Source organism: Acidovorax sp. Leaf78 (assembly GCF_001422735.1).
Taxonomy (GTDB): domain Bacteria; phylum Pseudomonadota; class Gammaproteobacteria; order Burkholderiales; family Burkholderiaceae_C; genus Acidovorax.
Genome location: NZ_LMLZ01000001.1, coordinates 564,858 through 579,449, shown reverse-complemented (window position 1 = coordinate 579,449; position 14,592 = coordinate 564,858). Strand labels below are relative to the sequence as shown.

General features: G+C 68.1%; 11 protein-coding genes. 4 read left to right on the top strand and 7 right to left on the bottom strand.

Going from position 1 to position 14,592, the window contains the following annotated elements; genetic code table 11:
* Nucleotides 1–142: 142 nt before the first annotated feature.
* The 4 genes from ASF16_RS02520 to ASF16_RS02505 all read right to left on the bottom strand — a co-directional run bounded on the left by ASF16_RS02520 (nucleotide 143) and on the right by ASF16_RS02505 (nucleotide 3,332).
* Nucleotides 143–1,192, bottom strand: a complete 1,050-nt coding sequence (locus ASF16_RS02520; RefSeq protein ID WP_056162080.1) for a S49 family peptidase — start codon at nucleotides 1,190–1,192, stop codon at nucleotides 143–145.
* 66 nt (nucleotides 1,193–1,258) lie between these two features.
* Nucleotides 1,259–1,630, bottom strand: coding sequence for a Rieske 2Fe-2S domain-containing protein (locus ASF16_RS02515; protein WP_056162078.1), 372 nt, complete (start codon nucleotides 1,628–1,630; stop codon nucleotides 1,259–1,261).
* A gap of 5 nt (nucleotides 1,631–1,635) precedes the next feature.
* Nucleotides 1,636–2,310 carry an HAD family hydrolase gene (locus tag ASF16_RS02510; RefSeq protein ID WP_056162076.1) on the bottom strand — a complete coding sequence of 225 codons (675 nt, stop codon included), beginning with the start codon at nucleotides 2,308–2,310 and terminating at the stop codon, nucleotides 1,636–1,638.
* Nucleotides 2,311–2,318: 8 nt separating this feature from the next.
* Nucleotides 2,319–3,332 carry an RluA family pseudouridine synthase gene (locus ASF16_RS02505; RefSeq protein WP_056162074.1) on the bottom strand — a complete coding sequence of 338 codons (1,014 nt, stop codon included), beginning with the start codon at nucleotides 3,330–3,332 and terminating at the stop codon, nucleotides 2,319–2,321.
* Between the two features lie 598 nt (nucleotides 3,333–3,930).
* On the opposite strand from ASF16_RS02505, the gene ASF16_RS02500 reads away from it, so the two are divergent.
* From ASF16_RS02500 to queF, 4 genes are all read left to right on the top strand, one after another.
* A complete protein-coding gene (locus ASF16_RS02500; protein ID WP_056162072.1) occupies nucleotides 3,931–7,140 on the top strand; it encodes an Rne/Rng family ribonuclease in 3,210 nt (1,069 codons plus the stop codon).
* Between the two features lie 267 nt (nucleotides 7,141–7,407).
* A complete protein-coding gene (gene yaaA, locus ASF16_RS02495) occupies nucleotides 7,408–8,178 on the top strand; it encodes a peroxide stress protein YaaA (protein WP_056162612.1) in 771 nt (256 codons plus the stop codon).
* 149 nt (nucleotides 8,179–8,327) lie between these two features.
* Complete coding sequence (locus tag ASF16_RS02490; RefSeq protein WP_056162070.1) at nucleotides 8,328–9,182, top strand: 2OG-Fe(II) oxygenase; 855 nt, start codon at nucleotides 8,328–8,330, stop codon at nucleotides 9,180–9,182.
* Between the two features lie 94 nt (nucleotides 9,183–9,276).
* Nucleotides 9,277–10,122 (top strand): NADPH-dependent 7-cyano-7-deazaguanine reductase QueF, encoded by an 846-nt coding sequence (gene queF / locus ASF16_RS02485; protein ID WP_056162069.1) that lies wholly within the window; start codon nucleotides 9,277–9,279, stop codon nucleotides 10,120–10,122.
* Nucleotides 10,123–10,288: 166 nt separating this feature from the next.
* On the opposite strand, the gene ASF16_RS02480 is transcribed toward queF, so the two are convergent.
* The 3 genes from ASF16_RS02480 to ASF16_RS02470 form a co-directional block, all read right to left on the bottom strand.
* Nucleotides 10,289–11,485 carry a DNA polymerase IV gene (locus ASF16_RS02480; protein WP_056162067.1) on the bottom strand — a complete coding sequence of 399 codons (1,197 nt, stop codon included), beginning with the start codon at nucleotides 11,483–11,485 and terminating at the stop codon, nucleotides 10,289–10,291.
* A gap of 174 nt (nucleotides 11,486–11,659) precedes the next feature.
* Nucleotides 11,660–12,733 (bottom strand): M48 family metallopeptidase, encoded by a 1,074-nt coding sequence (locus ASF16_RS02475; protein WP_056162065.1) that lies wholly within the window; start codon nucleotides 12,731–12,733, stop codon nucleotides 11,660–11,662.
* A 130-nt stretch (nucleotides 12,734–12,863) separates the two neighbouring features.
* A complete protein-coding gene (locus tag ASF16_RS02470; protein WP_056162064.1) occupies nucleotides 12,864–14,561 on the bottom strand; it encodes a thiamine pyrophosphate-binding protein in 1,698 nt (565 codons plus the stop codon).
* Nucleotides 14,562–14,592 lie beyond the last annotated feature (31 nt).

The following is a 14,592-nucleotide window of genomic DNA, read 5'->3' as shown; positions in this document are numbered from 1 at the left end:
CCCGCGCAACAATGACGTTGCACGGGGCTGGAAGGCTTGATGGTTGCCCGGTTGCGCGTCTGGATGCGCGTCAGGTGACCGACTCACCGGCCACTGCAACGCTATAAAGCGCGGGCGCCGTGGCGCTCAGCCGCTCAGCCGCTCAGCGCAGCTGAGGGCCGGCCCAGGCCAGCGACTTCACCGCGCCCACACCGATGGCCGCGCCAAAGCGCTTGACCAGGCGCTCCGCCACGTTGTCGCGGCGGGTGTAGTCGATGATTTCCTCGGCCTTGACCACTTCACGGGCCACGTAATCCAGATTGCCCAGCTTGTCGGCCAGGCCCATTTCCACAGCCTGCTGGCCGGTCCAGAACAGGCCGCTGAAGGTATCGGGCGTGGTCTTGAGGCGGTCGCCACGGCCTTCCTTCACCACAGCGATGAACTGCTGGTGGATCTGGTCGAGCATGGTCTGCGCATAGGCACGCTGCTTTTCGGTCTGCGGGCTGAACGGGTCGAGGAAGCCCTTGTTCTCGCCGGCCGTCAGCAGGCGGCGCTCCACGCCCAGCTTTTCCATGGTGCCGGTGAAGCCGAATCCGTCCATCAGCACACCGATGCTGCCCACGATGCTGGCCTTGTCCACGTAGATGTCGTCCGCGGCCGCCGCGATGTAGTACGCGGCCGAGGCGCAGGTTTCTTCCACCACCGCATAGATCGGCTTGCCGTGCTTGGCCTTCAGGCGAACGATCTCGTCGTTGATGATGCCGGCCTGCACCGGGCTGCCACCGGGCGAGTTGATGAGCAGCACCAGTGCCTGGGAGCCCTCGTCTTCCAGCGCGCTGCGCATGGCGGCCACCACGAACTCGGCGCTGGCTTCGGCCCCGGCGGCGATTTCGCCCTTGATGTCCACCACCGCGGTGTGGGGCGAGGTCTTGCTGGCGCTGGGCGATGCCTGGCGCAGCGCCATGAAGGCGATGGCGGCGATCAGCACCAGCCAGGTCAGGCGAAAGAAGATCTTCCAGCGGCGCGCACTGCGCTGCTCATTGAGGGTGGCAAAGGCCAGCTTTTCCAGCGTGGCGCGCTCCCAGCCGGGTTCACGCGATGAGTCGCTCACAGATGCTCCTGAGTTTGTAGCTGATTGCGCCCACAGATCGGGCGCGGGGTTGCTCTTGGGGTCAAAGCCCGACGAACCGGGCTGTTGGGAATCGGTGGTCATGTCATGGGTCCTGGCACGGTGCAGCGGGCGCGGCCGGCGGCGGCATCGGGCCTGTGGGGAGGGTTTTCAGAACGCGATGGGCTGCAGATGGTGGTCAGTATGCCAGTGCACTGCACCATCGCTTTCCGTCAAAGGGATTTTGACCAGCCCGCCCCGGCACGGCCCGCCTGCGCATTCGCCCGTGCTGGGCAGGTAGGCGGCTCCGTGCGTGGCGCACAGCAGCCACTGGCCGGTGTCATCGAAAAAGCGGTTGGCCTGGTAGTCCATCTCCATCGGCACGTGGGTGCAACGGTTGAGATAGGCATGGGGCTCGCCCCGGTAGCGGATGGCAAACGCCCGGCAGGTCTGGCCTGCGTACACCACATCGAAAGGCACCGCCAAGCCGCCGTCGACCAGGTCGCCGCTGCCGCACAAGGGAATCATGCTGTCGGTGGCCATGGCAGTCAGGCGTTGTCCAGCAGCCAGTCGTGCAGCTCGCGCACCGAATGGGCCACGTGCAAGGGCTTGAGCGCATCGAACACCTCGGGCTCGTGCGCGCCGTAGCTCACGCCCACACTCGCGCAGCCGGCGTTCACCGCCATCTGCAGGTCGTGGGTGGTGTCGCCGATCATGAGCAGGCGCCCCGGCGCCACGTCGAACTCGGCCATCAGCTCCTGCAGCATCAGCGGATGGGGCTTGCCGGCCGTCTGGTCTGCGGTGCGCGACCCGTCGAACATGCCGCGCAGTTGCACGGTGTGCAGCACCTCGTCCAGCCCGCGGCGGCTCTTGCCCGTGGCCACGGCCAGCAGGTGGCCGCGCTCGCGCAGGTCGTTCAGCAGGGGCAGCACGCCCTCGAACAGGCTCAGGTCGTCCTGGTGCTGCACGTAGTGAAACCGGTAGCGGTTGGCCAGGTCGGTGTAGCGCTCGGGCGGAACATCGGGCGCGGCGTGGGCCAGGGCCTGCATCAGCCCCATGCCGATCACGTAGGCGGCATCCTTGTCGGACGGCACGGTGCCGCCCACATCGCGCACCGCCTCTTGAATGCAGCGCACGATGATGGCGGTGGAGTCGAACAGGGTGCCGTCCCAGTCGAAGGCGATGAGGTCGTAGCGGCGGGGGCGGAAGCTGGAGGCGGGCATGGGCGGTGTCACGCCTGGTCGGGCGCTGGGGTCACGAAGTCAGCCAGTTCGGGCGGCAGTTCGGCATTCAGCGCCACGCGCTCGCCCGAGGCGGGGTGGTTGAACTGTAACCGCCACGCATGCAGGAACATGCGCTTCATCCCCAGCTTCAGCAGGCGTTTGTTCAGGTCGAAGTCACCGTACTTGTCGTCCCCCACGATGGCATGCCCCTGGCTGGCCAGGTGCACCCGGATCTGGTGGGTGCGGCCGGTCTTGATGGTCACTTCCAGCAGGGACATCACCGGCAGGCCCTGGGCCTGGCGCGCAGGGATCGTGCTGCGCACCTTCACCAGCGTGATGGAGCGCATGCCGTCCGGGTCGTCCTCCGTGGTCACGCGCACACGGCGCTCGCCGTCGGCCTGCAGGTATTTGTGCAGCGGCAGGTCGATGACCTTCTTGTTGGCCGGCCAGGCGCCGGTGACGAGCGCCAGGTACGTCTTGCCGGTCTCGCGCTCGCGGAACTGGTCCTGCAGGTGGGTGAGCGCCGAGCGCTTCTTGGCCACCAGCAAAATGCCCGAGGTGTCGCGGTCGAGCCGGTGCACCAGCTCCAGAAACTTTGCCTGCGGGCGTGCCTGGCGCAACTGCTCGATCACGCCAAAGCTCACGCCGCTGCCGCCATGCACCGCCACGCCGGCGGGCTTGTCGATGGCGATGACATGCTCGTCTTCGAGCAGGATCGGGAATTCGCGCGCGGGCGCGGGGCGCTCGGCCTTGTCGGCCACCTTGTCGGAGATGCGCACCGGCGGCAGGCGCACCACGTCGCCCGCCTCCACCCGGGTGTCGGCGCTCGCACGGCCCTTGTTGATGCGCACCTCGCCGCTGCGGATGATGCGGTAGACGTGCGTCTTGGGCACGCCCTTCAAATGGCGTATCAAAAAGTTATCGAGCCGCTGGCCCGCGGAGTCTTCGTCGACCTCCACCATGCGGACTGCGGGAAGCCCCGCAGCCGCTGCGGGCGGTTTGGCCCCTATAATGTGTTTCACCTGCGCGTTGTCATGTAAGTGGTTGATTTGTCTGGAGTTTAGTCCACACAGCCCTTGCCCCACGTTCAGGCACGTCGATGCCAACGGGTGTCGTGCACGCAGATTGCAGGCCAGATGCCTGTGGTGGCCTGCACAGCGCGCGGCGGGCTGACAGATTGAAACACTGATACGGAATCCCAGAAGCTGGCAGATGCACCCCACCCGGGCGCCACCTGCCAGCGGATCGAAGCGAGCATGTGGTTGTTGATGGCATGGATGGTGACCTTGTGGCGGAGGCTGCGGCCTTTGGCTGCACGCTCAAAATCGCCCTCAGCGCCCAGCCAGCAAGCGCAACCAGCTACTCTTTTGCTAGCAAAACTGCGCTCCTACCACTCGCCCCCATCCACGCGCCCCTGCCTCACGATGCTGCGCTAGAGCGCTGCAGATCATTGGCATCCCCGGCAATTCCCTTCGTTTCGATGCGTCAGTCCAGGCATTCACAGCTCCTGTAGAGCTTGTTGTATTGGTTTGGAAACTGTGGGCGGCAGCCCGCGCAGCCCTCCCTGTCGGAAGGTGAGCTGCACCGCTGCCGTCCGCGAAACACGGAAGGAATCGCATCATGAAGCGGATGCTCATCAACGCCACGCAGCCCGAAGAACGGCGCCTGGCCATCGTCGACGGACAAAAGCTCCTCGACTACGAAATCGAGATCGAAGGGCGCGAACAGCGCAAGGGCAACATCTACAAGGCCGTCGTCACCCGCGTCGAGCCCTCGCTGGAAGCCTGCTTCGTCGACTACGGCGAAGACCGCCACGGCTTCCTGCCGTTCAAGGAAATCTCGCGCAGCTACTTCGCCCCCGGCGTCTCGCCCAGCCAGGCACGCATCAATGAAGTGATCCGTGAAGGCCAGGAGCTGCTGGTCCAGGTCGAGAAGGAAGAGCGCGGCAACAAGGGCGCGGCGCTCACCACCTTCGTCTCGCTGGCCGGCCGCTACGTCGTGCTGATGCCCAACAACCCCCGCGGCGGTGGCGTATCGCGCCGCATCGAGGGCGAGGACCGCGCCGAGCTCAAGGAGGCGATGGACCAGCTCGAATACCCGAACGGCATGTCCATCATCGCGCGCACCGCAGGCATCGGCCGCACCGCGCCCGAGCTGCAGTGGGACCTGAACTACCTGCTCAAGCTGTGGACCGCCATCGACGGCGCGGCCAAGGGCGGCAAGGGCGCCTTCCTGATCTACCAGGAATCGAGCCTCGTCATCCGCGCGATCCGCGACTACTTCAACAACGACATCGGTGACATCCTCATCGATACCGACGACATCTACGAGCAGGCGCACCAGTTCATGGCGCACGTCATGCCCGAGCATGCCGCCCGCGTGAAGCGCTACCGCGACGACGCCGCGCTGTTCAGCCGCTTCCAGATCGAGCACCAGATCGAGTCGGCCTACGCCCGCACCGTGCAACTGCCCTCGGGCGGCGCCATCGTGATCGACCACACCGAAGCGCTGGTTTCGGTGGACGTGAACTCGGCCCGCGCCATCAAGGGCGGCGACATCGAGGAAACCGCCACCCGCACCAACCTGGAAGCCGCCGACGAAGTGGCCCGCCAGATGCGCCTGCGCGACCTGGGCGGCCTGATCGTCATCGACTTCATCGACATGGAAGAGTCGAAGAACCGCCGCGAAGTGGAAAACCGCCTGCGCGACGCGCTGCGCCAGGACCGCGCCCGCGTGCAGTTCGGCACCATCAGCAAGTTCGGCCTCATGGAAATGAGCCGCCAGCGCCTCAAGCCCGCCCTGTCCGAAGGCTCCTCCATCCCTTGCCCCCGTTGCGGCGGCTCGGGCCACATCCGCGACACGGAAAGCTCGGCCCTGCAGATCCTGCGGATCATTCAGGAAGAGTCCATGAAGGACAACACGGCTGCCGTGCACTGCCAGGTGCCGGTGGAAGTGGCCTCGTTCCTGCTGAACGAAAAGCGCACCGAGATCGCCAAGATCGAACTCAAGCAGCGCGTGGCCGTGCTGATGGTGCCCAACAAGACGCTGGAAACCCCCAACTACCGCCTGGAGCGCCTGAAGCACGACGACCCGCGTCTGGACCACATCGAAGCCAGCTACAAGCTCGCCGAAGAAGTGGAAGACCCGACCGCCGTGACGCGCCGCTCGCAAGAGCCGACCAACAAGCAAACCCCCGTCATCAAGGGCGTGCTGCCCGATGCGCCCGCCCCCATGGCCGAGCCTCGCCCCGAAGGTGCGGCCCGCCCGCCGCGCGCCGGCCAGCCACCGCGCCATGGCGCAGGCACAGCCGCACCCGCACCCGCCCCGGCACAAGCCCCTGCGGCGGCACCCGCCCCCGCAGCACCGCAGGAGCAAGGCTTCTTCGCCTGGCTCAAGAGCCTGTTCGGCTTTGGCACCCCACCAGCCGCAGCCCCGGCACCCGTGGCAGCCCCGGCGCCCGCCCCAGTCGCTGACACCACCAGCCGTGGCGAGCCCCGCCGCGACGGACGCAACGGCGAAGGCCGCGGCCGTGGCCGTGGCGGCCGCGACGGACAGCGCGAAGGCGGTGGTCGTGACGGCAACCGCGAAGGCAACGGTGAAAACCGCCGCCCCCGTGGCGAGCGCCCGGCCGAAGGCCGCGGCCCCCGCGACGCTGAGGGTCGCCCACAGCGTGACGCAGAACGCCGCCCCGAAGGCGAAGGCCGCGAACCCCGCGAAGGCGGCCGCGAACCCCGTGAAGGCCGCAATGGCCGCGACGGTGGCCGCAGCCGCCGCGACGCCGAAAGCCGCAACCAGGCCGCTGGCATGAACGGTGACAACACCGCAGCGCAAGCCCAGGTGGAAGGCCCGAACGGCCCCGGCAACGGCTCCGCTGCCGATGCAGCACCCGGCCAGCAGCCCCGTGGCGATCGCGGCCCACGCCGTGAACGTGGCGAGCGCGGCAACCGCGGCGAACGCGGCCCCCGCAACGCCGAAGGCCAGGAAGCCGGCGCAGCAGGCTCGGCACCGGTGGCCGGCGACTTCGTCGACACCTCGCCCCTGACCGCGCTGCCCGACCTGGACCTGACCGGCAACGAAACCGCAGGCAATGGCCATGGCAACGGCGGCCCCGTCAGCGAAGAGCAGCGCCGCGAGCGCCGTTCCCGCGACCGCTATGGCCGTGACCGCCGCGAACGTGGCGACCGTGGCCCCCGCGACAATGCCGACGCCGCTAACGCAGCTTCGACCATGCTGGACTTCGACCCCACCGTGGCCACGCCGCAAGACGCATCTGTGTCCGCATCCGCAGCCCCTGTGGCCGCAGCCGCTGGCGATCAGGACGAGCAGCCCCGCCGCAGCTACTTCAGCGCAGCAGTCCCTGCCGCACCTGCAGACGCCGCACCCGCGGTGGCAGTGCCCACAGCGTCTGCAGTGCCCGCCCCGGTGACAGCACCTGCTCAGGTGGCACCTGCCGCCGCGGCGCCCGCTCCTGTGGCTGCGCCCGCACCTTCACCTGCACCAGCTCCGGTGGCAGTGGCACCCCGGGCAGCCGCACCCTCGGCAGCCCCCGCTGCCGCAGCCGCAGAGTCCATGCCCCGTGTGACAGCCTTCACGCTGCCCGTGAGCGACCTGCAGCAGGTTGCTGCCTCGTCGGGCCTGCAGTGGGTGAACTCGGACGCAGACAAGATCGCTGCCGTGCAGGCCGCCATCGCTGCCGAGCCAACCCCCATCCGCGTGCCGCGCGAGCGCCCACCCGTGGTGGTGCTGGACGAAGGCCCGCTGGTGCTGGTGGAAACCCGCCGCGACCTGTCGGACCTGACCCTGCCGTTCGAGAAGCCGCCCGCGGCCTGATCGCGGCTTCGGCCCCAAGTCACGCTGGCACAGCGTGACCCCGAAAAAGGCGGCTCTCTGGGCCGCCTTTTTTCATGGGCGCGGGGCGGCCCACCGAAATCACCCTGGCCCGCGCCAAAGCCCGCCCCAGCAGTTACCATTTTGTCCGTCGCCCCGCAGCCCTGCCGCCAGGGCGACCGCCCCCTGCCCCATGGTTGCCGCATCGCCGATGCAGGCAGCCTGCCGCACCCGCCATCCGACCCTTCGACCACCCGCCCGGCCCTGCCCATGCTGTTCCTGCTCTCGCCCGCCAAGTCGCTCGACTATGACACGCCCCTGCCCGAGGGCCTGCCGCACACCACGCCGCAGTTCGTGCCGCAGTCGACAGCCCTCATCGACGTGCTGCGCACGCATTCGCCGCAAAGCATTGCCTCGCTCATGGACCTGAGCGACAAGCTCGCCGCGCTCAACGTGGCCCGCTACCAGGCGTGGCGCCCGCGCTTCACGGCCACCAACTCGCGCCAGGCGGCACTGGCCTTCAACGGCGACGTGTACGACGGCCTGCAGGCCCGGTCGCTGTCCGCCGAGGACCTGGCCTGGGCCCAGGGCCATGTGGCCATCCTGAGCGGCCTGTACGGCGTGCTGCGCCCGCTGGACCGCATGCAGCCCTACCGTCTGGAGATGGGCACGCGCCTGGCCACCGAGGCCGGCAGCAACCTGTATGACTACTGGGGCAGCCAGATTGCCGAGCACCTGAACACCCGCCTGCGCGCCGACAAGACGCCCGTGGTCATCAACCTGGCCTCGCAGGAATACTTCAAGGCCGTGGACCGCAAGGCGCTCAAGGCGCGCGTCATCGACTGCGTGTTCGAAGACTTCAAGGGCACCGACTACAAGATCATCAGCTTCCATGCCAAGCGCGCACGCGGGCTGATGGCGCGCTACGCCATCACCCACCGCGTGGCGACACCGCACAAACTGGAAGGTTTTGACCTGGACGGCTATGCTTTCGCCCCCGGGGCCTCCTCGCCGGAGCGCCTCGTCTTTCGCAGAGGATGAGGGCATGGCCCTGAGCGGCTTCGCCGCCTTTCCGTTGCCCCTTGGCCGCACAGCGCGCGTGCAGGGGGACGACGGCGTCCCTGGCCCGGCACAGCCCGCCACCGTGCGCGTGCCGGCCTCTGGTTGTGCCTGTTGTATGGAGAGCTGATATGACGACCGCCCAAACGATCACCCCTGAACTGCGCCGCTGGATCATCGAGCAGGCCCAGGCCGGCTATGCCGCGCCGGTGGTGCTGAAGTCGATGCGCGATGCCGGCTGGGACGAAGACGTGGCTGCCGATGCCATGGAAGTCACGCTGCAGGACCACCTCAACGAGCTGGCTGTGCAGCAAGGCCAGCCCAGTGCCGTGCCGGTGCCCGAGCCGCAGCTGGGCGACTCGCCCGCGCAGGTGGATTGCGGCGACCGCGTGGTCCCTGTGCTGCTGGCCATGGCCCAGCCGCGCATCGTGGTGTTTGGCAACCTGCTCTCGCCCGAAGAGTGCGATGCGCTGATCGCCCTGGCAGAGCCGCGCATGGCGCGCTCCCTCACGGTGGCGATCAAGACCGGCGGCGAAGAGATCAACGACGACCGCACCAGCGATGGCATGTTCTTCCAGCGCGGCGAAGGCGAACTGCTGCAGCGCATCGAAGAGCGCATTGCCCGCCTGCTGAACTGGCCCATAGAAAACGGCGAAGGCCTGCAGGTGCTGCACTACCGCCCTGGCGCAGAGTACAAGCCGCACTACGACTACTTCGACCCGGCCGAGCCCGGCACGCCCACCATCGTCAAGCGCGGCGGGCAGCGCGTGGGCACGCTGGTGATGTACCTGAACACGCCCGAGAAAGGCGGCGGCACCACCTTCCCCGACGTGCATGTCGAGGTCGGGCCGCAGCGCGGCAACGCCGTGTTCTTCAGCTACGAGCGCCCCCACCCCTCCACCCGCACCCTGCACGGCGGCGCCCCGGTGATCGCTGGCGAGAAGTGGATCGCCACCAAGTGGCTGCGCGAGCGCGAATTCAAGTGAAAATTTGAATAAAACAGCCCCTACCGCTTGCCCCATAAGCGCTAGCAGCTATTAAAAACATAGCAAACCAACTGCCACCGTCCACGGGCACCGCATGAACACCCCAGAACAATCCCAACTCGGCAAATCCTCTGCCTACATCGACCAGTACGACGCATCGCTGCTGTTCCCCATCCCTCGGGCGGGCAAACGGGCCGAGATCGGCGTCACCGGCGCAGCCCCCTTCTTCGGGGCCGACCTGTGGACGGCGTTCGAGCTGTCGTGGCTCAACCAGCGCGGCAAGCCGCAGGTGGCGCTGGCGCACATCACCGTGCCGTGCGAGACGCCCAACATCGTGGAGAGCAAATCCTTCAAGCTGTACCTGAACAGCTTCAACAACACGCGCTTTGCCGATGCGGCCGAGGTGCAGGCACGCATCCGCACCGACATCAGCGAAGCCGCCTGGCGCGGCAGCGAGCACCCGGCCACCGTGGGTGTGCGGCTCATCGGCCCCGAGCTGTTCGACCAGGAGCCCGTGCACGAGCTCGACGGCCTGAGCCTGGATCGCCTGGACGTGGAATGCACGCAGTACCAGCCCGCCCCCGAGCTGCTGACCGCCGAAGTGGGCCAGCCGCCCGTGACCGAGGTGCTGACCAGCAACCTGCTCAAGAGCAACTGCCTGGTGACCGGCCAGCCCGACTGGGGCAGCGTGCAGATCAGCTACAGCGGCCCGCAGATCGACCAGGAAGGCCTGCTGCAGTACCTGGTGAGCTTTCGCAACCACAACGAGTTCCACGAGCAGTGCGTGGAGCGCATCTTCATGGACGTGTGGACCCGCTGCAAACCCATCAAGCTCACGGTGTATGCGCGCTACACGCGCCGCGGCGGGCTGGACATCAACCCGCTGCGCACCAGCCACCCGCAAGGCCTGCCGCGCAACGTGCGCACGGCGCGGCAGTAGCCCTGCTGGGGACCCCCGATGGGTCGGCATAAAAGCACTTGAAACCGTTCACGCTGAGCTTGTCGAAGCGCCGCGCAAGGCTTCGACAAGCCTCTCCTGAGCCTGTCCTGAGCCTGTCGAAGGGCTCAGCCCGAACGCATTGTTCGAGTGCAACGGGACCGGCCCCCTAAAAAAGCGGTCGGGTGTGGGGGTCCGCTTCGCGCACCCGGCTCGCGCGCGGCTCCGGGGGGCCGTCCGGCACCTCACCCACCCGCTCCAGCGTGCCCACACGCACGCCCAGCAAGCGCAGCTTCCGGTCGAGCGGCACGCGCTTGAGGCACAGGCCCGCCGTGCGGCGGATGGTGGCGGCGTCCTGGGTGTAGCGGTCCAGCGTCTGGTCGCGCGTGGCGATCTTGAAGTCGTCGTAGCGCAGCTTGATGCCGATGGTCTTGCCCACATAGCCCTTGCGCTGCAGGTCGCCCGCCACGCGCTCGCACAGGTCGGTGAAGATGGCCGACAGCTCCGCCCGGTCGCGCACGGCGTGCAGGTCGCGGTCGAACGTCGTCTCGCGGCTCATGCTCACCGGCTCGCTCTCGGTCACCACCGGGCTGTCGTCGCGGCCCCAGGCCACGCGGTGCATCCAGGCGCCGCTGGATTTGCCAAAGCGCGCAATCAGCCACTGCGGGTCCTGCGCGGCCAGCTCGCCGATGGTGTGGATGCCCAGGCCCGCCAGCTTCTCGCCCGCCTTGGGGCCGATGCCGTTGATCTTGCGCACGTTCAAGGGCCAGATCTTCGTCTGCAGGTCGTCCTCGTAGACGATGGAGATGCCGTTGGGCTTGTTGAACTCGCTCGCCATCTTGGCCAGCAGCCGGTTGGGCGCCACGCCGATCGAGCAGGTGAGCCCCGTCACGTCGAAGATGCTTTTCTGGATGAGCCGCGCCAGTACGCGGCCCCCTTCGCGCTGGCCGCCGGGCACGTCGGTGAAGTCGATGTACACCTCGTCCACGCCCCGGTCCTGCATCACCGGCGCGATGTCGGTGATGGTGCTCTTGAACAGGCGCGAGAAACGCCGCACCTCGTCAAAGTCCACCGGCAGCACGATGGCCTGCGGGCACAGCCGGGCCGCCTTCATCATGCCCATGGCCGAACCCACGCCGAACTGGCGCGCAGGGTAGGTGGCCGTGGTGATCACGCCGCGGCCCACGTAGTCCTTGAGCAGCGGGAAGTCCTCCACCGGGATGAAGCGCCGCTCGCGCTCCTCGGTGCCGTCCGGGCCGCGCAGCAGCAACTCGTCCACCTTGCGCCGCCCGCCGCCGATGACCACGGGCAGCCCCTTGAGCTGCGGGTAGCGCAGCAGCTCGACCGACGCGAAGAACGCGTCCATGTCCAGGTGTGCGATGCGGCGCAGGCGGCCAGTGGATGCCGTGGCGGCAGATGGCGCGTCAGCAGATGAAGGCGCAGAGGCGTCGGGCGAAGGATCGGTCACACCCGCTATTTTGCGCGGTGTCTGCGCCGCAGGCGGGGTGCAGGCCTATCCTGCGGCCCCCGCCATTCCAGCCTACCGCTTGAACAGGCCGGCGGCCGAGTTCTTCCACTTGTCCACCGCCTGCGCACCTGCGGCCAGCAAGGGCGCAGCGGCGTCCGCAGCACCGGCACCGGCGCTGGCGGCGGCGCCGGGCTGCGGCAGCGCAGCCGCATCGCCGCCCGCAGCCTCGTCGCCGGGCGCGGCCAGTGCAGCAGGCGCAGCGGCCAGCTGCGGCACGTCCCGGCGGTAGTTGCCCGCCAGAATCTCGCGGTACTGCTCGCCGCCCGCGTACTCCTTCAGGGCCTTCAGGCGCACCGGGATGAAGGGGTGCGTGGTGCTGGAGTTTTCCATGATGGACACCAGCTGCACCAGCTTGTTGACCTCCTTGTGGGCCTCGGTCTGTGCGATGGTCTCTTCGATGTTGCGCTCGTCTTCGTAGCCCGTGACCTTGCCCGACAGCTTGGCCAGCGCGCTCAGGCCGGGTCCCAGGTTCTGCAGGCACAGCAGGCCCGCGCGGTCGCAGGTGAATTCGGCCCGGCGGTACCACTCCCAGTACGCCAGCAGCAGCGGAATGCGCAGCATGCCCACGCCGGGGATCGGCACGACCGACGCGAAGATGTCCCAGTAGCGGATCAGCATGTCGCCCAGCTGCCGGTACAGCCCGTGGGCGGCCTTGATGTGACCCACCTCGTGGCCGATGACGAAGCACAGCTCGTCGGGCGTGAGCGCTTCCACCAGGCCGCTGTGCAGCACGATGCAGGTGCGCCGCTGGCCCGACGTATAGGCGTTGAGCTCGGGGTTGGTGGTGATGTATACATCCGGCACCTTGCACGACAGGATGGCGCAGCAACGCTCCACCAGCGCATACAGCGAGCCATAGTTGTTGGCGTTGATGCGCACCATCTGCTCGTTGTTGTTCAGGTGCGTGATCTGCTCGGAAAAATTGGCGTCCAGCCACGACAGCAGCTGCCCCGCGCCCGGAATGCCCTTGAGCGCCGCCAGCGCCTCCTGGTCGCCCGGGTAGGTGAACGATGTGTACGAGATGTCGGTCAGGATCACCTGGTTGCTGGCATACACCAGGGCGTCGGCATGTTTGTGGGCGGGCATGGGAACGTGTGAAATGGATGGGGACGTGGATCATTCCACGCCCCAAGGCCCCACCCGGGCCCCGCGCCCCACCATCGTGTAACAAATGGCACGGCCTGGCCGCGCGCGCCCACCCGCTCGGGGCCGCCGCCTACTGCTTGGCCAGCGCCGCCTTGCGGATGCCCTGCAGCGTGCCGGTGGGCGTGATCGCCTCGGGGTCGATCAGGCAGTGCAGCACGCTGGGCAGGCCGCTCGCGCGTGCGCGGGCCAGCGCGGGGGCGAAGTCTTCGGTGCGCTCCACACGCTCGCCATGGCCGCCGAAGGCCTGGGCGTAGGCCTTGAAGTCGGGGTTCTTGAGCGCCGTGGCGCTCACGCGGCCCGGGTACTCGCGCTCCTGGTGCATGCGGATGGTGCCGTACATGGCGTTGTCCAGCAGCACCACGATGATCGGCAGGCCGTACTGCACGGCGGTCGCGAACTCCTGGCCGTGCATCAGGAAGTCGCCGTCCCCCGCAAAGATCACCACCTCGCGCTGCGGCCACAGCCGCTTGCCGCCGACACCGGCGGGCAGCCCGTAGCCCATCGACCCGCTGGTGGGCGCCAGCTGGCTCGCAAACGTGGTGAAGGGCCAGAAGCGGTGGATCCAGGTGGCGAAGTTGCCCGCACCGTTGCAGAAGATGGTGTCGGCGGGCAGCACGTCCTTGAGGTGCTGCATCACCTGCCCCATCTGCAGGTCGCCAGGGATGCGGATGGGCGCCGGGTCGCTCCAGGCCAGGTAGTCGGCATGGGCGGCTTCGGTGTGGGCCTTCCACGGCACCGGCGCCGTAGGGCGCACCGCGTTCAAGGCCGCGGCAAAGGCCTGCGGCGTGGCGTGGATGGCCTGCGTGGGGCGGTAGAGCTTGCCCAGCTCATCGGCGTCGGCATGCACATGCACGAAGGGCTGCGCGGGCGTGGGAATGTCGAACAGCTCATAGCCCTGCGACGGCACTTCGGACAGGCGCCCGCCCACCACCAGCACCAGGTCGGATGCGCGGATGCGCGCCAGCAGCTTGGGGTTCACGCCCAGGCCCAGGTCGCCGCCATAGCAGGCGTGCGTGGCCGCAAACAGCATCTGCCGGCGGAACGAGCAGTACACGGGCAGCGACCAATCTGCAGCAAACGCCGTGAACTCACGCACCGCCTGCTCAGACCAGCGGCTGCCGCCCAGGATGGCCACGGGCTGCTTCGCCTTGCCCAGGCGCTCGGCCAGCTCGGCCATCTGCGCGGCGCCGGGGTGGGTTTCGGTGACCTGGTAGGGCAGCGCGTCGGCCACGGTGGCCGCCTCCGTCAGCATGTCTTCGGGCAGGGCCACCACCACCGGGCCGGGGCGGCCCGAGGTGGCCACGTGGAAGGCGCGCGAGATGAGTTCGGGCACGCGCGCCGGGTCGTCGATCTGCACCACCCACTTGGCCATGGTGCCGAAGACCGCGCTGTAGTCGAGTTCCTGGAACGCCTCGCGCCCCATGGCCCCGCGCGCCACCTGGCCCACGAACAGGATCATCGGGGTCGAGTCCTGGTGCGCGATGTGCACGCCCGCCGACGCATTGGTCGCGCCCGGCCCGCGCGTCACGAAGCAGATGCCCGGCTGCCCCGTGAGCTTGCCCTGCGCCTCGGCCATCATGGCCGCGCCGCCTTCCTGGCGGCACACCGTCACGCCGATGTCCGCATCGTGCAGCGCATCGAGCACGGCCAGGTAGCTCTCGCCCGGCACGCAAAACAGCTGCTGCACACCGTGGGTGATGAGCTGCTGGACCAGGATCTGGCCGCCGGTGCGGCTCTGGGCGGGGCTGGAGGTGGAAGGCGTGGTCATATCAAAAGGTCCGGAACGAGAAATCAAACAA